Genomic DNA, 21,477 nt, shown 5'->3' with positions numbered 1-21,477 from the left:
TTGGGAGCACAGGCTTTATGCTCGGCGCTTTCCAGCAATAAGTGAATGATTTTTCCAACCAGTTGAAAACTACTGCTGGCTGCTGCCTACGGGCGGAGCGGCGTCGCGATGCATTCTTCTCCTGTGCTCCTCCATCGATTCCAGATCCTTGAACTTTTCATTGCAGATATCGCACTGGAAGGATTTTGCCCGGCGTATTCCAAAGAATCCTCGCACATCTTATAGTGGCGGTACTGGTTTTAAAAATTTGTGGATCGTCTGAATGGATTATTACTCGTAGATCGGCTTGCCTTCCGACGTGTACCTCTTGACCCTCTTGCCTGTTGACGACGACGGAGACTGGCTCGATTCCTTTTTGTCCTTGGCCTCAGGCTGCTCCTCTTTCTTTTTCTTAAACCTGTCTAGAAATCCCATTGAGAGTGTATAGCGTGAGCATCCTATATAACCTCGATGCCATTGATGCTTGTATACTACTATCTATCTCTAATACTCTTGTACGAGATCTTGAGATTGGTATGCGCATTTCCCAATATCTTAAGATTTTCTGCTCAGTGTATGGAGGATTTTATGACGACTCTAGTTTTATTACATATAGGCGATAACTAGCCTTCCTAGCAACCATGGCATGCAATTCATGCGGACACCCAAATGATGCGCACCAGTACGTTACCTCTTCGCTGTTTTACTGTAGCGAGTGCAAGGTTCTGGAATCGCACATCGCTTTTTCTCAGGAGCAGGCAAAGGGCAATCCCCCAAAGTCTGATGATGTCCTGTCAGACGTGTACAATGCCTTCAGGAAATAGGCTATTGATGCAAAAACAGAGAGTGCTTCTTTGAAAAATAAGAAGGCTGGCGTAACACCAGCAGTTTCAACTACAAACTAGGGCTAGAAAAGATCAGGTTCTCTTTTGTTGCTTCCGTCTGGCTTCTTTTGTGCTTTTGCGCTGCTTCTTGCCTGCGCTGATCGAATTACTACTTGATGATGATATTATTGCAGGCGCGGGCTCTGGCTCTCTTGGCATATGGACTTTCTTGTGATCCTCCAGATTGTTTTCAAACAGGAAAGGAGCCTGGCACATGTCGCATCTTAAGACCTTTAGCTGATGCATCAGCACCAGACATCGTACTTATGTGGCTTAAGCTTAGGCATGTAAATTCAAATGACAGACATGTTATATCTGTCTCCACAATTTGGGAAAAGTGAGCGCCAGATACCCAGTTTTATCATGGCGATCGCAACTCTTTTGCTGACGGTCAGTGGAGCTACATAACTTCTAATATTAATAACAGGTAACATGATAAAAAGGGTGTGTCGATCCCTGTACCGGGGTACTGCGCCAACTGCGGCGGCCTGATAAAGATGCTGGTAAGGCTGACCCGCCGAGGAGTTCCTAGCAGGCTACCACTGTTCTGCTCTGAAGAGTGCGCAAGAGAATACCTGCTAAGAGGCGAGGCAAACTCCCTCCGATGGTAGAAGTGCTTTATCCTTTGCCCAGAAGCTTCATCGTGTCGTCTGCAATGTCCATGGCTGTGTGGGACTCGATGTTTGGCTCGAGCGTCACGAGCAGAATCTTGTCCTCCATGTAGAAGGTCAATATCGATATCTTTTCGCGCTCGACATAGGCGAACCTTGCTCTGCCCATAGCGTCGTCGAAGCGTTCCCTCATCGACTTGCGCAGCGCAGTCTGGGTGAGGAAGAGCTCCTCATCTGTCTCGCTCACTATCGAGTCGATGCCGTTTCGCATGCCTCCTGCTATGGGGGAGCCCGTGCTGTCGATCACACCAGCGTACCTGATGCCGTCGTTAAGCGCAAACACCTGCATGCAAAGCTTCTCAAAATCCATACTATTATTTTGGTATCATCTCTGTTGTTTATAGAGTTTTTATTTGCATATATGATGCCTGCGTTTCCAGCGGAGCACATGTATGTACGTGTGTAGAGAAAAAATGATGCAGCATTAGCATTTTTACGCACAAAAAATGCTACAATTTCCGTAGATGCATACATGTACGTTTTCGGTGGAAAAATGGTGCAGTCTGCAAAACATACGTGTACATGCGCGCTTCTAATCCAGAAAGCAATTAGTTCTTTTATAGTAGTATCTATCTGCTAGATGGCGCCGCTGCTGCCTGCCCTTTTTTGCATGCTAAAGGAGAAGAGAATTACAGAAGAGTCAGCTAAATCAAGAATTGGTAGATTTACGAAGATACTATTGGTAGGTAAGATGGGTGTGCACCCGATAAATCCTATTGTGCGCTGTATAGAGGGCATATATGTCTGAAGCTAAAGGCAAGTTCACGTGTGAAGCGTGCGGCGCGTCATTCTACCTGCATGAAGATCTGGTAAGGCACAATGCCAACGTCCACGGCGCGGCTATAGGCACCCAGCTGAGGCAGAGCGAGGAAATACAAAAGCAGAGGGAACACGAATAACCAGTTGAAAAGCAGCATTAGCCATGGTGCCCTAGCTATGGTATATGAGTGCAGAGAGGAAGAACCCTTGGAAGCGCGACTAGGCGCTGAACGATGCGGCCTCCGGCCAGCTCGGGGAGAGCCTAGACCAGATCCTTTTCCATATGCAGAATAGGATCCACGTAAAGAAGCAGCCCACAGGAAATCAAGATAGATCTGGCATTTTTTCTTCTATTTGTTTAACCATTTCTGCATTTTCGATTGATACTCTGCAATAATTGTGGCTATGAGTAACATCCTCAATACTTTCACACTTGTTGCAAATCCATGTAATGTACTCTTTGCATACTGTACAGTGCGAAGTTGGTATTAGATACGCACCACAAGATCTGCAGCAAGTCCTAGTCATTTGACTTTATTTTGCATGACGAGCGTTTGAACATTCTTGTGCATCATTGTTGATAGTTTGCATGGTTGTTTATTACTCAATTACGCTGACTAGCGAAGCGAATTGCTTTAACTCATGCTGCTATCATATTTTGTGATGGCACTATATTTAGTCAGGGCAAAACCACGAAAAGACCTGATGAAAAGCCTGCGGCAGGAGCTCGACTCTGGCAGTATATCGAGGCTGAAGCCCTTTGGAGAGGAGCTGCACCACGGGCTGGACAACGCAAGGGCCGACGGCAGCTATGCATACTGGGTCGAAGAGGACTATTGCTCGCCACCATTGGCGATGGAAAGGGCAAGCATGCTTGACCGATATTTCGACGAAATCACAGTCGATCCCGTCGGCTCAGAGGACGAAGGATGGAACAAAATAAAGGACAAGCCAAGCATCTGGCAATAACATTTCAGCTGAGCTGTAGGACATAGTCGCTGTCGTATTCGCTAGTCATGATATCTGTCCAGCACCTTCTGCAAAAGAAGGTATCATTTACCAGCAGCTGCTCAAACGTAGCGTCTGACGGATCAAATTCTGATGAACACATCACGCAATAATAATTTGCCATTAAACGTTCAACAACTATGGTTCTTGCTTATCAATCTGGCGCAGGTTTGTTCTGTATGATTCAGAAATAATAACTAACTTTGTAAATTCTCCTCACGGCCCGGCCCAATTAAACGGGATGTGCTTGCTTGACTTGCCCTCCCAATCCCACTTGAAACCCATTGTGTTCACATCGTTGCTTGATACCCTGCCCCACGTCGCGACGGTGCCCTGCCCAACCTCGCTACCCAGGGCGTTGTGCAGCTGGACCCGCTTGCCCGGAGGCGTCATAGGCCCGGTCAGCGCTTCGGCTCTTGCGGCAACCCTTCCTGGGATTTCCGCACTCCAATAAGCAAGGTCCTTTGCTATCTCAAACTTGACAGGGACAAACTCGATTCCCCGAATATCTCCGACGAGCCTTGCAAATTCTGCCATGAAGCCCCTGCCTTTCCCAGGAATATCATCTGCAGAGCCTCCCGCTGCTTTTCGTTACCTCGCTCGTCAAAAAAGAAGGCTGCTGCGGCATCCTTCGCTTCGTCAGCCCAAATGTTGCCCTTAAAGCCGCCTACCATTAGCACGTTCAACCCATTAAGAGGCGTTTCACCATAGTTACCGTTATTGATGTGATATGCAAGCACGCCTTCGCATTTGCCGTTGGTCGGGGTCTGCGCAAATATGCATGGGCACGGGACGTCGCAGCTGCAAACATTAAACCAGTCGCCAGAAACCTTCCAGTCTGGAATAATAGTCGCCGCCATGCAATGTAATGCATGCAGTTTTATTTACGCTTTCGCCGTAGCGCAGAAATACTACTGGGTGCGCTATAGCCGTGTATATAGCATGCCTGAAGTCAGCAGGACTTTTTACTTTCCGAAAACCGCCAAGACAGAGATTCACGAGATCAAGGACGGGATATACCGGATATCCGGCTTTGTGAACGAGTATGGCATAAGCTTCAGCCAGTTCCTTGTCAACGACGAGCAGCCGACGCTCATCCACACCGGCCCCATTGGAATGTACAAACAGATAGAGGAGAAGGTCAAGGAGGTTATACCTCTTGAAAAGCTGAGCTATGTCGCGTTCCTGCACTTTGAGAGCGACGAGTGGGGCGGCATGGAATTCCTGAAGGCTCCAAAGGCAAAACTTGTGTGCAGCGACCTGAGCTCAAAGCTGAACCTGACAGGCTGGTACAACATGCCTGCTGACCACATTTCGTTCTGGGACAACGAAACTTTGAGCACCGGCAGGCGGAAATTCAAGTTCATAATGACACCGCACGTGCACCACTGGGACAGCATGATGATCTTTGAAGAGACCACAAAATCGCTCTTTACGTCTGACCTGTTCATCCAGCCGGGCGATAACAAGCCAGTGAGCTCTGACGACCTGTCGGAGAGCATGGTCAAATTGTACCAGGCAGTCGGCATCTTTGCAAGCGAGCAGCCAGTAAGGCAGACGGTGCAGAGGCTGGCAAGGCTCAAGCCAGAGATGGTCTATCCGATGCACGGCTCTTGCTTTGACAGCTCGATGTTTCCAAAATATGAAGATGCGCTGATGAAGAACCAGTTCGCGTTTACAAACATGCTTCTTGGGCAAAAGCTAGAGGTCAGCTGATGATCGTAAATGAAAGTTCTGGTAAGGCCTAGCTAGGAGACGATCTGGACGAAGCATGCAGGATCATGAGGCTGGCGTTTGGGACCTTCCTCGGCTTGCCTGACCCTGTGAAATTCATGGGAGATGCCAGCTACGTCGACACGAGGTACAGGGTCGACCCGCCGGCAGCGCTGACAGCTGAAGTTGACTGCAGGATCGTAGGATCCAATTTTGCGCTGGACTGGGGAGCATGGGAGTTTTTGGGCCGCTGACCATCCACCCTGAATACTGGGATAAGAGTGTCGCGAGAGGGCTGCTCGACCACACGATGAAGATCTTTGAAAGATGGGGGAACAAGGCGCATCGGGATCTTTACGTTTGCGCAGAGCACCAAGCACGTCCGCCTCTACCAAAAGTACGGGCTGTGACCCAGGTGTCTGACCGCGGTCATGTCCAAGCAGGTCGGAAAAGTGGAGGAAGATGCAGGTCTTTTTCAGGAAATCAATTATTCAAAGCTGAATCCTGAAGGGCAAAATGATATGCTGCAGGAATGTGCAAAGTTGACCGGCTCAATAATGGAGGGAGTTGAACCTGAGAAAAGAGATCACTTCTGTCGAGAGGCAAAAGACTCGGTGACACGATCCTGCTCAAGGATGCCAGTGGGCTGGTGGCAGCAATAGCGATATGCCACTGCAGGCCAGGGACAGAGGCGGAAAGCGGAAAACTGCTACGTAAAGTTCGGTGCTATCAGGCCCTCGCCAGACACTGCCAAGGTCTTTGGCAGCCTCTTGGATGCGTGCGAGCGCTACGCCAGATCGCAGAACGCCTCGCGCCTTGTAGCTGGCGTCAACACTGGCCGGCACATGCCTACAAAAAGATGATCGAGCGGGGCTTTCGCACCGACATGCAGGGCGTTGCGATGCAGAGGCCAAACGAGCTGGGCTACAACCTGCCAGATATTTCTTACCTGATCGACGACTGGAGGTAATAATAAAATCGGTAAATACGATAGAGCACGGTAAATCCGCATATGAATGCATCTTGCAGGAGCACGAGTGCAAGGTGTGCGGCGTGGTGCTCAGCTCGGCCGACCAGCTGTCCGAGCATGTTGTTGATACGCATGACAAAGACAGGACGCAGCAGCAACAGCAAGAGCTATAACCCGTATAGCCTTTGGCGCGCACTGGTATCCATGAGCGAACCAGAAACTGTCGCATCAGACTTTATATGCTATGTGTGCGGCGCAGTCTTTACGACAGAGCAGGACCGCCGGCAGCATCTGGAAAAGGAGCTGGCCGGCAAGGCTCACGACGAAACCACGAGCAAAGATATCGAGATAGCCAAAGAACAGACCGAACTGAGCGAAACCCGCCGGCAGCCATATGAATACCCATAATAGTTCTATTATTAGGCAGAAAGCCCAATTGCTGCCATGGCTAGAGGGAAAAAGTCCAGATCGATACAGGGTCAGAGGAAGACCAAATCTGCAAAAGTGACGCAGCATCGCCGCAAGGGCTAGCTCTTCACAAGAGCACAAGCGCGAAAAAAGTGCGCCCACAAAGAAGCGAAAGGGTGGCAGATGCGACCCGCTCCTAGGCCGTTTCTGTGAACTGTCTCTTTTGTTCCCTGCGCGATTCTTCTTCCATATTTTTCCTAATCTTGTAAAGGTTCTCGTCAACCTGCTCTGCCCCAAAGTCTGGCCCGGAATAGACCGTGCCCTAAGTTCTATCTTGCTCTACCTTGTGGACTCCATTCTTTGCCTTCCTCTTGCCGGTGCGCCTCATTAGATAAAAATGCACCAGATCGTTAAAAAAGGATCATACTATAAGGCATAGAATGCAACTCTGATCGGCGATTTGTCGTTTCAGGTGGCACGCGTTAGAGGAATACCGGTAAGACTGCACTTTACTATGGTTATAGCATTCTTGCTGATTGCCTGGACGCTAGCCGGCGGCCTGATGCAGGTGTATGTGCCCGGACTGACGGCTGCGCAATACTGGCTGATGGGGGCTGCAGGCGCGGTGGTGCTGTTTTTCTCTGTCTTTCTCCACGAGCTGATGCACTCGATAGTCGCCATGCGCTATGGGATCAAGGTCAGGCAGATTACTCTCTTTATCTTTGGTGGCGTTTCAGAAATAACCGAAGAGACCCGGGATTTTAGGAAGGAATTCAATATTGCAATAGCGGGGCCGGTGACCAGCTTTGCAGTAGCCAGCGTGCTTGCCACAATCTGGTGGCCGATATCGTCATTCATTACGGACGCCAGCCCGCTCGCGCTTCCAAAGCAGATGGCAGAAGGCGTCCTGCTCTACGGTGCCATAGTCAATGCCCTTGTCGGCGGGTTCAACCTGATCCCTGCCTTTCCGCTCGATGGCGGCAGAGTGCTCCGCGCTGCCCTCATCAGGCAAAAGAGGAGCTACGATGACGCGACAAGGATTGCAGCAAGGGTGGGCGTCGCCATATCGTACGGGTTCATGGGACTCGGGTTCTTTATCATGCTGGCCGGCTCGTTTATCAGCGGCATCTGGCTCTTGCTGATAGGCTGGTTCCTGAACAGCGGTGCGCAGTCATATCTGGTGCAGCACGAGCTGTCGTCGGCGCTGTCAGGCGTGAGGCTGAGGGACATCATGAACACACGCGTGATAACCGTAAGGGAAGACATTGCCGTGGACCAGCTGCTGAGGGACTACTTTGGAGCATACATGAAAAGCGCGTTTCCAGTGGTGGACGCATCTGGCCGGCTCTTGGGAATGGTCATGCTAAAGAGCGTGACCGGGGTCGCAGACGAAAGGAGGCAGCACATCAGGGCCGGCGACATCATGATCCCGGCCGGCGACCTTGCCGTCATGGCGCCAGACAGGAGGGCAGACGAAGCCCTGCAGCAGATGACCCGTACGCGCGTCGGCAAGGTGTTTGTATGCGATGCCGGCGGCAGACTGCTTGGGCTCGTGAGCAAGACCGACATCATGAACGTTGCAAGCGAAAGGGAGGAGTACAGGAAGGAGCTGGGAGCGCAGCGCCGGCCGGCGGCAGACTCGACAACCGAAGCAGCGTGACAAAGAAAAGAAAAAGGAAAGAAGGGTCAGAGGACGTCCTTGCCTTCAAGGTGCGCCCTCAGCATCCACGCCATCTTTTCATGCTTTTGCACGGCTTCGAGGAAAAAGTCGTTGGTAGCCATGTCGTCGTATTGCTCGTCGGCCTCGTCCGCGTTCTTCCTCAGGGTCTTGATTATCGTTTCGTGATCTTTGAGCAGGTTCGATATCATTGTCTGCGGATCGGGGTACTGACCAGGCTGCTCGCTTATGCTTGAATGCCGGGCAAACTCCTCCAAGGTTCCAAGGGACTTGCCGCCAAGCTGCCTTGTCCTTTCTGCTATCTCGTCTACCATCTCGTCTAGAATCTCATACTGCTCTTCAAAGAACTTGTGCAGCTGCGAAAAGCGTGGGCCTATCACGTTCCAATGATAGTTCCTGGTCTTTGTATACAGCACGTACTCATCAGACAGCCGCATGTTAAGCGTTTCAACCAGCTTTTTGCGGGCGTCATCCTTTACCCCGATGTCCACCTTGACATCCTTTTCCATTATCGCTGTTTCAGTGCTACTTTTTGACGCCATACTGACACTAGCGCACGAAATTATTTATGCGATTCATAACAACATTCTTTCCCTAGATTAGCCCAAACAGCACCCTGAGCAGTATCAGGAGGACAATAATCCCAAGGACTATCCATATGATTGTCCATATCATGCATGACTGGCGCGCTAAAAAGAAAATAAACCCTATGAATGTCTTTTATCAGTTCAGACCAGTTACAAATCAAGAAGTAAGATTCTCTACAATTGCTTTAAGTCATGTTTCAGGATATAGGCTACAATGTCTGAAAGAGAATACAAGGAAAAGGTCAAGCACGACGACGATGAATTCAAAATCGAGCGCGAAGCAAAAGACGAGTTTGGCAATAAGGTAAAGGAAAAGCACGAAATCAAGACAGACTAGGCGCGCAGCAGAAAAAGAATAAGACGCGCCTCTCAGGGCTTATCGTCATCATATTATTGAGAGAGGCGCCGCGCCATTTTTGTCAACGGGATCACATATATTGCAAGATTGCATCATGAAGAGCGCAATATGACCGCCGAGCCAAAGCCTCTGGTCAAGTGCCAACTCTGCTTCGAAGACATTGACCCGGCGCTGCGCGAGCACCACCTGAAGGAGGTGCACAAGATATCTGCGGCAGCCATAGGCGACAGCAAGCCCCTGACGCACTGGTTCAAGCCCGTTACAAAGTAAGCTGGACAGTTTTATTACGTTTAGACACCAACTTGTAGTATATATGGCTAAGAGGACGACTGCGCAGGACATAGACATCTTGTTCCGGCTTGCAGAGCTCTACAACACCGACTATGACTTTCAGTCGATAGAGTGGTTCTGGGGCCGGTTCCATGAAAGGACGATAGAGGAGTTCACAAGCAAGTACGCACACGGAAGCCGCGAGTACCAGTTCTTTGAGCGGTTCACAAGCAAGTTCGAGCTTGCCGGCCTACTGGTCGAAAAAGGCTTTCTCAACGAAGACCTGTTCTTTGACCGGTACGGGTCGCTGCAGGCAGAGTGGAACAAGTGCAAGCCCATAGTCTACGGCTTGCGAGAAAAGTGGAACGAGCCGCGGCACCGCGAAAATTTTGAGCTTTTGGCCGAGCGGGGCAAAAAATGGCAGGACAAGCATCCGCCCAAAGTGTGAAGAGGACAAGTTTTACAGCATCGAATTATGCAATATCTCTGACCAACCCTTAAAGCAGATGCAGAGACACGTGTAGCATATATGATAAATTCGGCTTTGAACGACAAGCTTATGCAGTTTTTCAACGAGGCCCTTGCGATGGAGCATGCTGCAGAAGACCGTATACATGCAAGGGTAAACGAGACACCAGTGGAGCAGACCCGCCAGCAATTGCAGTACCACCTTGAGGAGACACGCCAGCAGCAGGGCAGGCTCAGGGAGCTCGTCACAAACATGGGCGGCAGCCCCACCACAGCCAATGCCAGCCTGCCATCTATCAAGCCGGCCACTGCCGACACCATAACCGGCATGGTAAAAGAGACTGCCAAGTCGGTGGCAAGTGAAGAGAGCAGGCAGACACTTGACGCAGAAAAGGAGCTGATGAGGATAAAGGAGGATGCGATAATCGAGAACGCCGAGATCGTGTCGTACAAACTATTGATGGAAATGACCGACAAGGCCGGCCTGAAAGACGCGTCGGCAAAGCTGCAGCAGAGCCTTCAGGAGGAAGTAGCGATGGCCAACTTTATAGCTTGCAACGCGCCGCTCATCCTGTCGCTCCTCTGGCCAAAGCTAGAAGCGCCAGCTCACGGCAAGCAGGAAAGGATAGCCAAAGTCTGAGCTTAAGCTTAGGGCGTCAGCACTATTTTTGTGGCCTCTCCCTTTTTGTCAAATATGTCATAGGCTCGCTTTGCCTCGTCCAGTTTCATCCTGTGGCTTATCAGCTGGGTAGGGTCTATTCTGCCCACTTCGATCAGGTGCAATAGCTGCTCGTTGTACAGCTTGACAGGGCACTGGCCCATCTTGATCTGGAGCTCGCGCTGGAAGAACTGGCCAAACGGAAAGTTTGCAAACTCGGTCATGTATACTCCTGGTATCCCGACAGTGGAAAACTTGTGCGCCACCTGCACTATCCAGTTTATCACCTGCAGCGAGTTCTGCGGTATGTATGCCGGGTTAGAGCTTGCGTCGTGGCTGTGGTGCCCTACCGCTTCATAGCCAACCGCGTCTATGCACACTGCTCCCTTGCCCATAGCCTCCTTCTTGATGCGCTCCACTGGGTCTTCCTTGTCAAAGTTTATCGGCTCGGCCCCTATCTTGGCCACCTTGTCCAACCTTGTTGGCCAGTGGTCGACCACGAACACCCTTGCAGCCCCTCTCAGGAGCGAGCTCATTGCGGAAAAGTAGCCGACTGGCCCGGCACCAAACACAGCAACGTCGTCACCCGGCTGGACGTTGGCAATGTCTGCCCCGAAATATCCTGTAGCCAGCACGTCTGTCAGAAACAGTGCCTGATCATCACTCACATTATCCGGGATCTTTAACGGGTCGGTGTTGGCATAAGGGACTCTGACGTACTCAGCCTGACCACCGTCGTAGCCTCCCATCATCTGGCCGTAGCCATACACTGCGCCAAGCTCGCCCTTTGGGTTCGACCTGTCACACTGGGACCAGAACTGGTGCCGGCAGAACCAGCAGCGGCCACAGCTGATGTTGAACGGTATGACCACCCTGTCGCCTGCCTTTACTTCGTCGACGCTGTCACCCACCTGTTCGACGACGCCGGCAAACTCGTGGCCAAGCGTCTGCCCCGGCTCCATCCCCTTGACATTTCCGTGGTAAAGGTGCAGGTCAGAGCCGCAGATGGTGGTTCTGGTCACCTTGAGAACGATATCTTCCTGATGCTCTATCTTTGGTTTGGGTTTGTCGTCAACCCTCACGTCCATCGGGCCATGATAAACAACAGCCTTCATACATGTTCTGGGAAATACCATTTCTTAAAACAGTTGGTAACATAATATCTGCAATGGTTTACAAGATTCAAGTCTGGCATCCTTTTTCAGAAACATTATTCTTCAAAGCGTGATTTATTACGCAGGCAATGCTGTACAGGGCATGCAACAACCATCAGATGGCATTGACGTGCTACCGCCGGAAAAGATAGCCTTCATTGCCTACAATGTGGGCATGTTTGAATCAGTACAAAAGTTCGGTGCCCTCATAACGTCCGGCAAGATAACCGGAGGGATGGACCCAGCCAAGGTGGCAGAGCTACTTGAGAATACCCCGGCGTTTTACGATTCAGAGATGATAGCGCAGCTCGTCAACGGCATGCTGGCGCAGAGCTCGGGCATGACGGTCGGCAGGGTGACAGCAGCTCAGGTCGACAACGTCATCAGGCAGCTAAAGGCTGCCGGCGTCCGGCTGAGCCGCTAGGAAGAGTACTGGTCTTCGCCGCCAAGCGACTCTAGGTACGCGGCGTGGCACGCCTTGCACTGGTTCCCGACAAACTCGCTTTCATCAAACTCTTCTTTGCATGTATTGCATCTTTTCATTTTCGAAACGGGCAGGTGCGGCGGCTACTGATAATCGTTTGCCTAAAATTGTACTAGAGCAGGAACCCAAAATGGTTAAGGCGTTTGTCGATTGGCAATAGCTGTGGGCTTTGTAACGTGGGTGGCGATCATTGCAATAGTGCTCGTTGCCATCGGGCTTGGAGTGGGCGTTTTTTTCTCTGGGCTGATAAGGGGTGCCGAAATAGTCGGGGAGAGAATTAGCGAGAGCGCTGTTGTCAGGGAGGCGCAAGATTTTGTAGAAGACAGGGTTGACGCTGGAAGCAGCGACAGGATCTTAGTGGTGACCACCGACGAGGCAACGTACGACGCCGGCGAGCCGGTGACGATCACGGTCAAGAACATCGGCGACAGGACGCTCGCCTTTCCAGACACGTCTCTTGGCCTAGAGATAGTGCATGCGGGCAGCGGCCAGAAATACAACGTGCCCTCGGCCAAGATGATAACCGAGCTTGCGCCAGGCGAGTCAAAAGAGATAACATGGGACGAAGAAGGCGCGCCAGCAGGCGACTATATCGCCACCGTGCACACTACGCCGGAAGAGGAGGACGTCTCTGCTCAGGTCAGATTTATGATCACAGGATGAGAACTGCCGCGCTGACGACCGTGGTCCAGAGGCCGTCCTTGTTGCCCTCTGCCGACTGGGTAAAGTTCTGCGTCCTGTAGATCTTACCTGACAGCTTCCATTGCTCCTCCCTTTCGTTCCACGTGAGGCTCGGGTCGTTTGGTAGCCCGAACGTTGTCGCGAGCATCTCCATTGCCATATCCTCCGCGTAGTCGCCAGCCTTTTGCGCAGTTTCGCCTGTAGGATGGTGCTCTGACAAGTACCCGTGCTGGCTTTCGTCAGCCGGCCTTGCAAGTCCTATAGACGCGGCGATCAGCCTGTTGGGCTCGTTAGTGGCGGCCCTTGCCATTATAGCAAACACTACCTGCCCGGGCCGCAAATACTTCCTCCCCTCCTGCCTGCTCACTATCTTGCAGCGGGGTGGCAGTATGCTTGACACAGACACCAAGTTGAGGTCAGCGATCTCTGCATCTCTCAATGCAAGCTCAAAGCTTGTAAGATAGTCCTTGTGCATGCCCTTGCCCTTTGTGAAGAACATCATTTTTGGGACGTAAAATGCAAGGTTTGCATTAGCAAGATCCTGTCGTTCCATATGCATAGCATTGGCGGACAAGGCAGATTAGGGTTATAACAAATCGACTAGATCTGCTTCCAGAATTCTTAATTAGCCTGCAGGATTGATCGATATCCTGTAATATCATATGCCTTTTCTATCCTCGCCTTCCAATTCTGTCAGTACATACTACGAAGATCACGGCGACGCCCGCTCGTATCCGCTCGTCCTGATACATCCCATAGGGGGGAACATCCTGATCTGGGACTATGAGATCCAGCTGCTCTTAAAGAGCGGGTTCAGGGTAATCGCATACGAGCTCAGAGGGCACCACAGGACTAACATGGGCAAAACCGGGGCGTATACCATGCAGGACCTTATTGATGACCTCCGCCGGCTGTTGGAACACCTGAATATAGGCAAGTGCACCATCATCGGCCATTCTATAGGCGGCATAATCTCTTCAATGTATGCAGCTCAACATCCCGGAAAAGTTGACGCCATAATCATGATCAATGGCTCTCCCAAAAAGTTTCAAGAAAAAGATCTAGAGAAGCACTTTAGGACGCGCGAGGTTGCGATCACGCAAGGGATGAAAGCTCTGGCAGAGCATAAACTCGTAAGCCTTGACGAAGCAAGAGACCTGTTTGCAGACAAGAGGCACGCAGATTTCTTCAGGGAAGTTTTCACAAAAACCTCTGTTGAAGGATTCGTGGCGGCCACGGTCGCACTGTACACCATACCCGGAAATGTAGTGCAGGGTCTACGCGCTTCGGGCTGCAAGGTGTTTGCCATTGTGGGTAGCGACGATGATGTGTTTATGCGCCTCATAAAGGAAACAAAGGAAGAGATACCTGAAATGGAATTGAGGGTCCTGCAGGGGAGCGACCACTGGGTCGTCATAGAAAAGCCAAAAGAAATGTATGACATCCTGATGGGATTTCTGGCAATTGTGACAAAGGATGTAAAGCCTGTTGGGTAGTGCAAAGCCAGAACACCGCCTGCTGCAGCCAAGCTAGCTACATGCAGCAGAGACTACTAGTTTAATATCTTCTATCCCGTAGAGTTGGGCGTTGAAGATCGGGCAGGTGCAAATAGGTAAGAAGCTTGCGCCCAAGGTGCTTGGCATAATCAATGCAAGCCCCGAGTCGTTCTACAAGGGCTCGGTCAAGACTAGCGAGCAAGAGATCGCCACCGCTGCAAGGCAGATGCAGGAACACGGCGCAAGCATCATCGACGTAGGAGCCATGTCCACCGCGCCATACCTTGAAACGGTGATCCCAATCGACGAGGAAATACGCAGGATGAAGAAGGCTATCAGGGCAGTGAAGAGCGCGTGCGACCTGCCCGTCTCTGCAGACACGCCCCGCGCAGCCGTCGCAGAAGAGGCGGTGGCGGCCGGCGCTGACGCGATAAATGACGTGACCGGCCTGAAATATGATGAGAAGATGTCCGACGTCATGACAAAGGCAGGCGTGCCGGCGATTATTGGCGCCTACAGCAAGGCCCCTGCTACAGGCAGGCTTGCAGGCACAGTAAAGGCATTGAAGGAAAGCCTTGTCATTGCAAAGCAAGCCGGCATAAAGGACGTGATAGTCGACCCGTCGATAGGGTTTTTCAGGGAGGAAGGCAAGAACCCATTCTTTACCAAGATGACGGACGTTCCATGGTATGCCCGGGATATCGAAGTCCTGTCGAACTTGGATAAGCTTGCCGCGCTCGGGCCAGTGTGCGTCTCTGTGTCCAGAAAGTCGTTCATCGGGCACCTGCTTAATGTGCAGGCAGAGGACCGCCTTGTACCATCTATAATATGCGAGGCAGTGGCAGTCCTCAACGGGGCAAGCATTATAAGAACTCACAATGTCCGAGAAACTGTGCGAGCGCTGACGATGCTACAATTGTTGAAGCCCTGATGGCAAACGCTTATAATCCTACAAGGCGACTAGACAGCAAGGGAATAGTTGGACATTAGAGAAGGTCTGACATTTGACGATGTACTTCTCGTTCCTAAACGGTCGCCCATAGTTTCCAGATCCCAGACTGACCTGCGCACGAAACTTTCACGCAACATCACGCTCAACATACCTATCATCAGCGCCAACATGGACACCGTCACAGAATCGGGAATGGCTATAGCCCTTGCAAGGGAAGGCGGAATCGGCATCATCCACCGCTTCATGACAATCGAGGATCAGGTAGACGAGATCCTCAAGGTCAAGCGCTCCGAATCAGTCATGATAGAGCAGCCGTACACCATCAAGCCAGACGTGACCGTCGCGGAGGCGAAAAAGGCGATGGCCGAGTACGGCGTTTCAGGGCTCTTGGTCGAAGAAGGGGGCAAGCTCGCCGGCATCATTACAAGACGCGACATCACTTTTGAAAACAACAACCGGCGCAAGGTGTCCGAGCTGATGACAAAAGAAGTCATTACGGCCAAGGCCGGGCTGACGATAGATCAGGCCAAGGAGATCCTGCACAAGCAGCGGATTGAAAAGCTGCCAGTGATAGACGACAAGCGCAGGATAGTCGGGCTCATCACCAGCAAGGACATTTTAAAGATGGAGCAGTATCCGCACGCATCAAAGGACAAGAAGGGCAGGCTGCTAGTCGGGGCGGCAGTTGGCGTCAAGGGCGACTATCTAGAGCGCGCCGAGGCGCTGCTTGAGGCAGGCGCGGACGTCCTAGTAGTGGACATTGCCCACGGCCACAGCGATAATGCTATCAACACCGTCCACATGATCAAGAAGGCGTTCCCAAGCTGCGAGCTTATTGCAGGAAATGTCGCGACGGGCGAGGGGGCAAGGGATCTTATCAAAGCCGGTGTGGACGCAGTCAAGGTAGGCGTAGGATCAGGCTCGATATGTATAACAAGGGTGGTCACAGGCTCAGGCGTGCCGCAGCTGACGGCGGTCATTGACAGCGTGAGTGTCGCCCGCGATTATGATATCCCGGTAATTTCCGATGGCGGCATCCGCAACTCTGGCGACATCACCAAGGCTCTTGCGGCAGGCGCGTCGTCTGTCATGGTAGGCAGCCTCTTTGGCGGCACGGACGAAAGCCCTGGCAAGACGCTTGTCAAGAACGGCAAGAAATTCAAGATGTACAGGGGCATGGCGTCGTTCTACGCATCGCTCGGCAGGAAATACCGCGAGGAAGGCCCGCAGGTAGTAGACTCTGACGACCTGAACGACTATGTGCCAGAAGGCGTCGAGGCGATGGTGCCATACAAGGGGAGCGTCGTCGAGATTGTAAGGCAGCTGGCCGGCGGGCTTCGCTCTGGGCTCTCTTACTGCGGCGCCAAGACGATAGCGGAGATGCAAAAGAACGCCGAGTTCATCAGGATGACGTCAGCCGGCTACACCGAGAGCCAGCCGCATGATGTCGACGTGATGTAATAGCAGAAGACGGATCACAGCACAATGTACTTGCCGATCAGCTTTAGCACCTTGCGCATAATGTCCTGAAAGTTCCTTGCGCTAGTGTCAACGGTTACCAGCACAAGGTCATTGTCGGCAAGTGGCATCGACGCCAGTATGACTTTTTCATAAAACATGACTACGCACTGCGCCCTGCCAAGCTTTTCTTCCAGTACCGTTCTGGTCCTGTGGCGTATGGACACAAACAGCACGCACTTATCAGCTCTTCTCTGGTTAGAGAGGGCTGCAGATCAGCCCTTGCCTCTGAATCGACAATGTACCCAAACCCCTCGACAATGGCGTAAAAGCGAATGGATTTGTCTAGCCGGAGGATCCTCTTTGGGATGCTAGAGTACAGAGCTTTTAGCTCTATTATTTATTAATCGTCTAACATGCGGATGAATTTAAGATTTCAGGATGAGATTATAGCTAAAGCAGGCCGAGCTGTCCCAGACAAATGCGAGAAATTTCTTCTAGAGCAAAGACATATTTTCTTTATTGGAACTCGATATCTCGTAAATATCGAGCCGGCGTCTGGTTTGCGGTGAGCAGGAAAAAAGGAGCTGCCGTCGCGGTAATTATTGTGGTCGTCGCAGCCATAGGAGGATTTGCGGCATATTCTGCCATGCCAAGGCAGCAGGAGGATGCCGGCCCCGAGCCAGTCTTGACTACCATAGACAGACGGAACGAATCGGACAGCGACAGCAGCACTACTACCATAGCTGAAAATGCCAGCGGCCAGCAGCCACAACAACAACAGCAGAATAACAACACCGGCACCGTTATTGCAAACAATACTGTAGTGATAAACAAGCCGGTCTACCGCAACAATACAATAATCTACCAGCCAGTCACGATAAACTTGGAGAATTACCGCACCACTATCAACCACCACATCGAGCTTGAAAATGATGATGACAGTGCCACCAAGCCGGCGGACAAGAGCCACAGCATAACGATCCGCGCAAAGAGGATCCAGTCTGAAGGCTGGAGCGAAAAGTTCACTGACGACGGAGTCGGCATGTTCACGGCAGTCTATGACATCAACGGCAACATCATAAAGACAGGCTATGCGGACGAGCGGGGCTTTACGGTAAGCGGGCTTGAAGACAAGCTCTATTTCGTCTACCCTGCAGACTGTAACGACTGTGGCAACTCAAAGAAGAATGACATCGTGTTCATGCAGTGGGAGGACGGAAGCAAGAATAGGCCGCGGCTAGTGCCGGCGGACTCGAACGTTACCGCAAGCTATGGGCTGGTCGTGCCGGAAAGGCCAAAGCAGGTGCCGCTCATCCCGCCCGGCGAAACCGGGACTGCAGCCGAGCCGGAAATGACGCTTAAGGCGCACAACTCGACGTACATCTATGGATGGGTGCAGGTCAGCGTGCAGCTGAAGAACAAGGTGGAGAGCTATGATGAAATACTGGTCAGCATCTATGCACCAGATGGCACGCTGCAGGACAGCTTTAGCTACCCCGAGCAGCAGGGCTTTTTCGCATCAAGAGAAACAGGCGAGGGCGACTACAGAATAGTTGTGACGTACGAGTACGACAAAGGCACGGCAAGAGCCGAGATCACGCATCCTATCAAATTTGCAACTCCCAAATTTGTCAACCTCTCAGCGACAGAGGACAATAACACCGGCACCATGCGCGTGGATGGTATGCTGGAGGGAGGGCTTGCAGGAGAAAACATAACCATAGCGCTCAATGACCCTGACGATCAGACAATTAAAAAATACGCTATGAGCTTTGGCACAAGGCCGATCTTTACGCTCTTTATACCCGGTGAAGAAGCAAGAGCTATCTTCAACGAGACTGGCAACTACACCTTTGTCGTGACGCACCTGCCGACTGGCGTGCAAGGCAGCGTCACCCTGTCTCACAATAACAACGCCAACGAAACTGAAGAAGCCAGCACCACTCCCATGAACGTGAGCGGCAACGCCGGCAGGTCCGAGCGCGCCGACATGGCGGTGCAAGGCAGCGATGTCTATGTGGTGTGGCAGGACGATACTTCTGGCCATCATGAAATCATGTTTGCAAAGAGCAGCGACTCCGGCGCGACATTCAGCGAGCCAGTCGCCATAGGCAGGTCAGAGCAGGGCGGGTCCTCGCTTGTGCCAGACATTGTAGTCTCGGGCAACAGTGTCTACGTTGTGTGGGCCGACTATAACTCTCAGAACCAGTCAGCGATAGCACTCAGATCAAGCAATGACAGCGGCAAGACCTTTGGTGATACGTTGATACTTGGTGGCAACTATACCGGCGAAAACTCGGATCCACATGTAGCAATATTCAAGGGCAATATCTATGTGCTATGGGTTGCTGCAGGCGCAGTAGAAGGGTCTGCCGGCGACCTCATGCTTGCCCGCAGCTCTGATGGAGTTGAGTTTGAGGCGGCAGTTGTCGGCAGCAACGCCACCAATCCCGCGATGACCAGCTCTGACAGCGCCCTGTACCTGGCATGGCAACAACAACTGTCGGGCAACGCCACTGAAGGAAGAGGGGAAGGCGTGAACGTTTTTGCCTCAAGCTCTGACGGCACCAATTTTGAAACAGCTGAGATGTTGCCGGAAATGACGATACAGACGATGGCCGCGTCAGCCGATGCGGTCTACATCGCAGGCGTTACAAATAATAACACGGTAACGATTGCCCGGAGCAACGGTAGCGCCAGCTTTGGCGATGCCCTGGAGATTGGCAACGGCGCTTCGTCCCATGTGGCCGCATCAGGCGCCGGCGTCTACGTGGCATGGGTGCAGGACGGCAAGGTATTACTTGCGTCAAGCTCTGACGGAGGGGAAACATTTGAAGTGGCAAGCGTAGTAGGCGACGACGAGGGCTCTTGGCCCAAGGTTGCAGCAGACGGCAACGTCTACATGGCGTGGACAGAGGGCTCGGACATTATGGTTGTTGTTGCTGCAAAGTAGAGGCCGGTAAAGCGCTATATAGCGCCGCGCTGGGACTCTGTATGTTGGCTGGCAAGATGTTCTATGCCGCAATTGCGGCAGGGATAGCGTTCATTGCAATAGGCGCGGCGTCCAGCATCTACTCTGGCACAGTGATAGACGTGCCGCTCGATGGCACGGTCAGGCCGGGGGCACAGGACATCATAACGCCTGACATGAACGTTGGGAACACTGCCAGCTTCACTGTGAGCGGTTCGATGTATAACATTACCATTCGAGAGCCTGATGGGCAGGTGATAAGATCGGAAGGCAACGCCCGATCTGGCAGCTACGACTTGACCGCGTCAAAAGCTGGCGAATATAGGATCGAGATCGTGAATGTCGGTGATACCGACCTCACGATCACGGGGCACGCACAGACAAAGTCAAACCCGCTCGGGCTGAGTGGCGCGCTAATGCTCGTAATTACGGGCGTGATAGTGATAGGCCTTGGCCTGCGCTTCAGAAAGCACTAGGTTGTTATTATCGGTTCATCATTGGGCGCATGACTCTCCATGTGTCATGGGACACAAAGGCAATAGCGCCATTACTCGTCAGCCAACTAGCTAGCTGGTTTGAAAATCTATTTAAGTAGATGGCAGCGATCATTTGACAAAGAAAATGGCCAAGGCATCACGATCCGCAGTCAAGACGCTCACCCTAGTAAAGAGCAGGGACATCGTAGTCGACAAGCTGCTCAAGCCGTGCGAAGAAGGCAATCATTCCAAATGCACTGGCTGGGCGGTGCTCAGGAGGGAAGTTTCGCCGATCGATGCAAACTACTTTCTTAAATGCACCTGCGCATGCCACCACCAAAAGAAGAAGGAGCGGAAAAAGGTTGTCAGAAAGCAACAGCACCAGCAGATCAGGAAAAAGCTGCTGAAAAAGAAGATAAAGAAAAAGGCGAAAAAGAAGCAGCAAAAAGCAGTAGTAGCTAGGAAAAGCAAAAGGAGCAAGAAGGCAAGGCGCCGCTAGTAGTCCTTTGCCTCTTGGCGCATGAGAGAAAGGTTATGTCAGCTCACGCTAACCGTTCCAACCATATTTGGGTGGAGGGTGCAAAAGTAGGGGTATTCGCCTGCTTCTTCAAATGTGAAGCTAAAGCTCGCACCCTGCTGCAGAATGCCAGAGTCAAAGGTGCCATCCGGCGTTGCATTCTGCCCTGATGTTGCCGTGTGCGGGACGGAATCATCATTGGTCCAAGTCACGGCGCTGCCTGCACTGATCTGAGCAGGATTTGGATTGTATGCATCATTTGTTTTGCTCGACGCGCCTTGCACTATGGATACTGCAGCAGTACCGCCGGCTGGCGCAGCCGCGGTAGCGTTGCCAGTGGCGGCCGTCTGGTTCGTCTGGTTGCCTGGCGCAGCAGAAGTTTGATTGCCGATGCCTGTTGCATTGCCTGCTGCCGTCTGGTTTCCTACTATAGTAGTAGTCTGGTTGCTGCCAGTAGCGTTGGAAGAAGTTGCTAAAGAAGTTGCATTGTCCGTCGCATTTTCCAAACCACGCAATGAAGGAGGAGTTTCAAGCTGTGCAGCGGTGAGCGTTTCCTCTGGTGGCAATCCGTACTGTTCCCTCAAGCTGGCCTGCTGCTCCTGCATTACCTCTGCTGAATAGTCTGGATCAACTCCAATCGCCATCCACGCGATAATAACCAGAAGAAGGGATATTCCCATCGCCAGTATTGCTAATCCGACAGTCTTCATGTCCGGGCTATAGCCGCCTTTCTGAGCATCATCCTTTTTGGGCTCGGGTGCCATGCGATTGCAGCTTCAGCTGTGATAACATTGTATAAGAGAAGTTCCGTCAATTGTCACATCCGTTGTATCAAGAGGCATTCTCAAAAGCAAAAAGGAATTGTATCATTGCA

At 51.8% G+C, this 21,477-nt stretch carries 33 protein-coding genes and 1 pseudogene; 22 read left to right on the top strand and 12 right to left on the bottom strand.

Going from position 1 to position 21,477, the window contains the following annotated elements; all coding sequences use genetic code 11:
* Positions 1 to 69: 69 nt before the first annotated feature.
* Positions 70 to 216 carry a C2H2-type zinc finger protein gene (locus tag NGAR_RS17925; protein ID WP_187147538.1) on the bottom strand — a complete coding sequence of 49 codons (147 nt, stop codon included), beginning with the start codon at positions 214 to 216 and terminating at the stop codon, positions 70 to 72.
* 54 nt (positions 217 to 270) lie between these two features.
* Positions 271 to 414: a hypothetical protein gene (locus tag NGAR_RS17920; protein WP_187147537.1), complete on the bottom strand. Its 144-nt coding sequence runs from the start codon at positions 412 to 414 to the stop codon at positions 271 to 273.
* Positions 415 to 620: 206 nt separating this feature from the next.
* On the opposite strand from NGAR_RS17920, the gene NGAR_RS14615 reads away from it, so the two are divergent.
* Complete coding sequence (locus NGAR_RS14615; RefSeq protein ID WP_015020562.1) at positions 621 to 803, top strand: hypothetical protein; 183 nt, start codon at positions 621 to 623, stop codon at positions 801 to 803.
* Between the two features lie 93 nt (positions 804 to 896).
* Here the strand turns inward: NGAR_RS14615 and NGAR_RS18965 are convergent, their stop codons facing one another.
* Positions 897 to 1,022: a hypothetical protein gene (locus tag NGAR_RS18965; protein WP_266190299.1), complete on the bottom strand. Its 126-nt coding sequence runs from the start codon at positions 1,020 to 1,022 to the stop codon at positions 897 to 899.
* Positions 1,023 to 1,309: 287 nt separating this feature from the next.
* Between NGAR_RS18965 and NGAR_RS17915 the strand changes: the two genes are divergently transcribed.
* Entirely contained in the window at positions 1,310 to 1,474 is a 165-nt protein-coding gene (locus NGAR_RS17915; protein WP_015020560.1) for a hypothetical protein, read from the top strand.
* A 7-nt stretch (positions 1,475 to 1,481) separates the two neighbouring features.
* Here the strand turns inward: NGAR_RS17915 and NGAR_RS14610 are convergent, their stop codons facing one another.
* Positions 1,482 to 1,844 carry a DUF6659 family protein gene (locus NGAR_RS14610; protein ID WP_015020559.1) on the bottom strand — a complete coding sequence of 121 codons (363 nt, stop codon included), beginning with the start codon at positions 1,842 to 1,844 and terminating at the stop codon, positions 1,482 to 1,484.
* Between the two features lie 430 nt (positions 1,845 to 2,274).
* Between NGAR_RS14610 and NGAR_RS17910 the strand changes: the two genes are divergently transcribed.
* Together NGAR_RS17910 and NGAR_RS14605 are read left to right on the top strand one after the other, a co-directional pair.
* Entirely contained in the window at positions 2,275 to 2,433 is a 159-nt protein-coding gene (locus tag NGAR_RS17910; protein ID WP_015020557.1) for a hypothetical protein, read from the top strand.
* Between the two features lie 523 nt (positions 2,434 to 2,956).
* Positions 2,957 to 3,262: a hypothetical protein gene (locus NGAR_RS14605; protein WP_148681546.1), complete on the top strand. Its 306-nt coding sequence runs from the start codon at positions 2,957 to 2,959 to the stop codon at positions 3,260 to 3,262.
* A 4-nt stretch (positions 3,263 to 3,266) separates the two neighbouring features.
* On the opposite strand, the gene NGAR_RS17905 is transcribed toward NGAR_RS14605, so the two are convergent.
* Both NGAR_RS17905 and NGAR_RS14600 read right to left on the bottom strand, forming a co-directional pair.
* The gene (locus NGAR_RS17905) at positions 3,267 to 3,425 is read right to left on the bottom strand and encodes a hypothetical protein (RefSeq protein WP_187147536.1); all 159 of its coding nucleotides are present in this window, start codon (positions 3,423 to 3,425) and stop codon (positions 3,267 to 3,269) included.
* Between the two features lie 92 nt (positions 3,426 to 3,517).
* Positions 3,518 to 4,161, bottom strand: a pseudogene (locus NGAR_RS14600) (DUF1326 domain-containing protein).
* A gap of 82 nt (positions 4,162 to 4,243) precedes the next feature.
* Here NGAR_RS14600 and NGAR_RS14595 point away from each other — a divergent pair.
* The 6 genes from NGAR_RS14595 (at position 4,244) to NGAR_RS14580 (ending at position 8,052) form a co-directional block, all read left to right on the top strand.
* A complete protein-coding gene (locus NGAR_RS14595; RefSeq protein ID WP_148681545.1) occupies positions 4,244 to 5,017 on the top strand; it encodes an FprA family A-type flavoprotein in 774 nt (257 codons plus the stop codon).
* A gap of 65 nt (positions 5,018 to 5,082) precedes the next feature.
* On the top strand, positions 5,083 to 5,268 hold the full coding sequence (locus NGAR_RS18565; RefSeq protein WP_015020553.1) for a hypothetical protein: 186 nt from the start codon (positions 5,083 to 5,085) through the stop codon (positions 5,266 to 5,268).
* Positions 5,269 to 5,445: 177 nt separating this feature from the next.
* Complete coding sequence (locus tag NGAR_RS18560; RefSeq protein ID WP_228369207.1) at positions 5,446 to 5,676, top strand: hypothetical protein; 231 nt, start codon at positions 5,446 to 5,448, stop codon at positions 5,674 to 5,676.
* Positions 5,677 to 5,792: 116 nt separating this feature from the next.
* Positions 5,793 to 5,984 (top strand): hypothetical protein, encoded by a 192-nt coding sequence (locus NGAR_RS18555; protein ID WP_228369206.1) that lies wholly within the window; start codon positions 5,793 to 5,795, stop codon positions 5,982 to 5,984.
* 204 nt (positions 5,985 to 6,188) lie between these two features.
* Complete coding sequence (locus NGAR_RS14585; protein WP_148681544.1) at positions 6,189 to 6,392, top strand: hypothetical protein; 204 nt, start codon at positions 6,189 to 6,191, stop codon at positions 6,390 to 6,392.
* Positions 6,393 to 6,864: 472 nt separating this feature from the next.
* Positions 6,865 to 8,052 (top strand): site-2 protease family protein, encoded by a 1,188-nt coding sequence (locus tag NGAR_RS14580; RefSeq protein WP_015020550.1) that lies wholly within the window; start codon positions 6,865 to 6,867, stop codon positions 8,050 to 8,052.
* A 26-nt stretch (positions 8,053 to 8,078) separates the two neighbouring features.
* Here NGAR_RS14580 and NGAR_RS14575 read toward each other — a convergent pair whose 3' ends face one another.
* A complete protein-coding gene (locus NGAR_RS14575) occupies positions 8,079 to 8,612 on the bottom strand; it encodes a Dps family protein (protein ID WP_148681543.1) in 534 nt (177 codons plus the stop codon).
* Positions 8,613 to 8,871: 259 nt separating this feature from the next.
* Between NGAR_RS14575 and NGAR_RS18960 the strand changes: the two genes are divergently transcribed.
* From NGAR_RS18960 to NGAR_RS14565, 4 genes are all read left to right on the top strand, one after another.
* Complete coding sequence (locus tag NGAR_RS18960; RefSeq protein ID WP_266190298.1) at positions 8,872 to 8,994, top strand: hypothetical protein; 123 nt, start codon at positions 8,872 to 8,874, stop codon at positions 8,992 to 8,994.
* A 129-nt stretch (positions 8,995 to 9,123) separates the two neighbouring features.
* Positions 9,124 to 9,285, top strand: coding sequence for a hypothetical protein (locus NGAR_RS17900; protein WP_015020548.1), 162 nt, complete (start codon positions 9,124 to 9,126; stop codon positions 9,283 to 9,285).
* Between the two features lie 43 nt (positions 9,286 to 9,328).
* Positions 9,329 to 9,733, top strand: a complete 405-nt coding sequence (locus tag NGAR_RS14570; RefSeq protein WP_015020547.1) for a DUF4760 domain-containing protein — start codon at positions 9,329 to 9,331, stop codon at positions 9,731 to 9,733.
* Between the two features lie 81 nt (positions 9,734 to 9,814).
* Complete coding sequence (locus NGAR_RS14565; protein ID WP_015020546.1) at positions 9,815 to 10,393, top strand: YciE/YciF ferroxidase family protein; 579 nt, start codon at positions 9,815 to 9,817, stop codon at positions 10,391 to 10,393.
* Positions 10,394 to 10,401: 8 nt separating this feature from the next.
* Here NGAR_RS14565 and NGAR_RS14560 read toward each other — a convergent pair whose 3' ends face one another.
* A complete protein-coding gene (locus NGAR_RS14560) occupies positions 10,402 to 11,526 on the bottom strand; it encodes a zinc-dependent alcohol dehydrogenase (protein WP_015020545.1) in 1,125 nt (374 codons plus the stop codon).
* Positions 11,527 to 11,668: 142 nt separating this feature from the next.
* Between NGAR_RS14560 and NGAR_RS14555 the strand changes: the two genes are divergently transcribed.
* Entirely contained in the window at positions 11,669 to 11,989 is a 321-nt protein-coding gene (locus NGAR_RS14555; RefSeq protein ID WP_148681542.1) for a hypothetical protein, read from the top strand.
* Here the strand turns inward: NGAR_RS14555 and NGAR_RS18955 are convergent.
* On the bottom strand, positions 11,986 to 12,108 hold the full coding sequence (locus NGAR_RS18955) for a hypothetical protein (protein WP_266190296.1): 123 nt from the start codon (positions 12,106 to 12,108) through the stop codon (positions 11,986 to 11,988). The two genes, NGAR_RS14555 and NGAR_RS18955, sit on opposite strands and share 4 nt — an antisense overlap.
* A 91-nt stretch (positions 12,109 to 12,199) precedes the next feature.
* Between NGAR_RS18955 and NGAR_RS14550 the strand changes: the two genes are divergently transcribed.
* Positions 12,200 to 12,712 carry a hypothetical protein gene (locus tag NGAR_RS14550; protein WP_015020543.1) on the top strand — a complete coding sequence of 171 codons (513 nt, stop codon included), beginning with the start codon at positions 12,200 to 12,202 and terminating at the stop codon, positions 12,710 to 12,712.
* Here the strand turns inward: NGAR_RS14550 and NGAR_RS14545 are convergent.
* The gene (locus NGAR_RS14545; protein ID WP_148681541.1) at positions 12,702 to 13,283 is read right to left on the bottom strand and encodes a pyruvoyl-dependent arginine decarboxylase; all 582 of its coding nucleotides are present in this window, start codon (positions 13,281 to 13,283) and stop codon (positions 12,702 to 12,704) included. The genes NGAR_RS14550 and NGAR_RS14545 overlap by 11 nt on opposite strands.
* A 109-nt stretch (positions 13,284 to 13,392) precedes the next feature.
* Here NGAR_RS14545 and NGAR_RS14540 point away from each other — a divergent pair, with 109 nt between their 5' ends.
* The 3 genes from NGAR_RS14540 (at position 13,393) to guaB (ending at position 16,639) form a co-directional block, all read left to right on the top strand.
* On the top strand, positions 13,393 to 14,226 hold the full coding sequence (locus NGAR_RS14540; protein WP_015020541.1) for an alpha/beta fold hydrolase: 834 nt from the start codon (positions 13,393 to 13,395) through the stop codon (positions 14,224 to 14,226).
* Between the two features lie 91 nt (positions 14,227 to 14,317).
* On the top strand, positions 14,318 to 15,157 hold the full coding sequence (gene folP, locus NGAR_RS14535) for a dihydropteroate synthase (RefSeq protein WP_015020540.1): 840 nt from the start codon (positions 14,318 to 14,320) through the stop codon (positions 15,155 to 15,157).
* A gap of 48 nt (positions 15,158 to 15,205) precedes the next feature.
* The gene (guaB, locus tag NGAR_RS14530; protein WP_015020539.1) at positions 15,206 to 16,639 is read left to right on the top strand and encodes an IMP dehydrogenase; all 1,434 of its coding nucleotides are present in this window, start codon (positions 15,206 to 15,208) and stop codon (positions 16,637 to 16,639) included.
* A gap of 14 nt (positions 16,640 to 16,653) precedes the next feature.
* Here guaB and NGAR_RS14525 read toward each other — a convergent pair whose 3' ends face one another.
* Positions 16,654 to 16,863 (bottom strand): hypothetical protein, encoded by a 210-nt coding sequence (locus NGAR_RS14525; protein WP_228369205.1) that lies wholly within the window; start codon positions 16,861 to 16,863, stop codon positions 16,654 to 16,656.
* Positions 16,864 to 17,204: 341 nt separating this feature from the next.
* Between NGAR_RS14525 and NGAR_RS14520 the strand changes: the two genes are divergently transcribed.
* From NGAR_RS14520 to NGAR_RS14510, 3 genes are all read left to right on the top strand, one after another.
* A complete protein-coding gene (locus tag NGAR_RS14520) occupies positions 17,205 to 19,592 on the top strand; it encodes a sialidase family protein (RefSeq protein WP_015020537.1) in 2,388 nt (795 codons plus the stop codon).
* Positions 19,593 to 19,633: 41 nt separating this feature from the next.
* A complete protein-coding gene (locus tag NGAR_RS14515) occupies positions 19,634 to 20,086 on the top strand; it encodes a hypothetical protein (protein ID WP_015020536.1) in 453 nt (150 codons plus the stop codon).
* Between the two features lie 133 nt (positions 20,087 to 20,219).
* The gene (locus tag NGAR_RS14510) at positions 20,220 to 20,585 is read left to right on the top strand and encodes a hypothetical protein (RefSeq protein ID WP_015020535.1); all 366 of its coding nucleotides are present in this window, start codon (positions 20,220 to 20,222) and stop codon (positions 20,583 to 20,585) included.
* 38 nt (positions 20,586 to 20,623) lie between these two features.
* Here the strand turns inward: NGAR_RS14510 and NGAR_RS14505 are convergent, their stop codons facing one another.
* Positions 20,624 to 21,367 carry a cupredoxin domain-containing protein gene (locus NGAR_RS14505; RefSeq protein WP_015020534.1) on the bottom strand — a complete coding sequence of 248 codons (744 nt, stop codon included), beginning with the start codon at positions 21,365 to 21,367 and terminating at the stop codon, positions 20,624 to 20,626.
* Positions 21,368 to 21,477: the final 110 nt, after the last annotated feature.

This window comes from Candidatus Nitrososphaera gargensis Ga9.2 (assembly GCF_000303155.1).
Lineage (GTDB): Archaea > Thermoproteota > Nitrososphaeria > Nitrososphaerales > Nitrososphaeraceae > Nitrososphaera > Nitrososphaera gargensis.
This window is presented reverse-complemented; position numbering and strand designations above follow the sequence as displayed.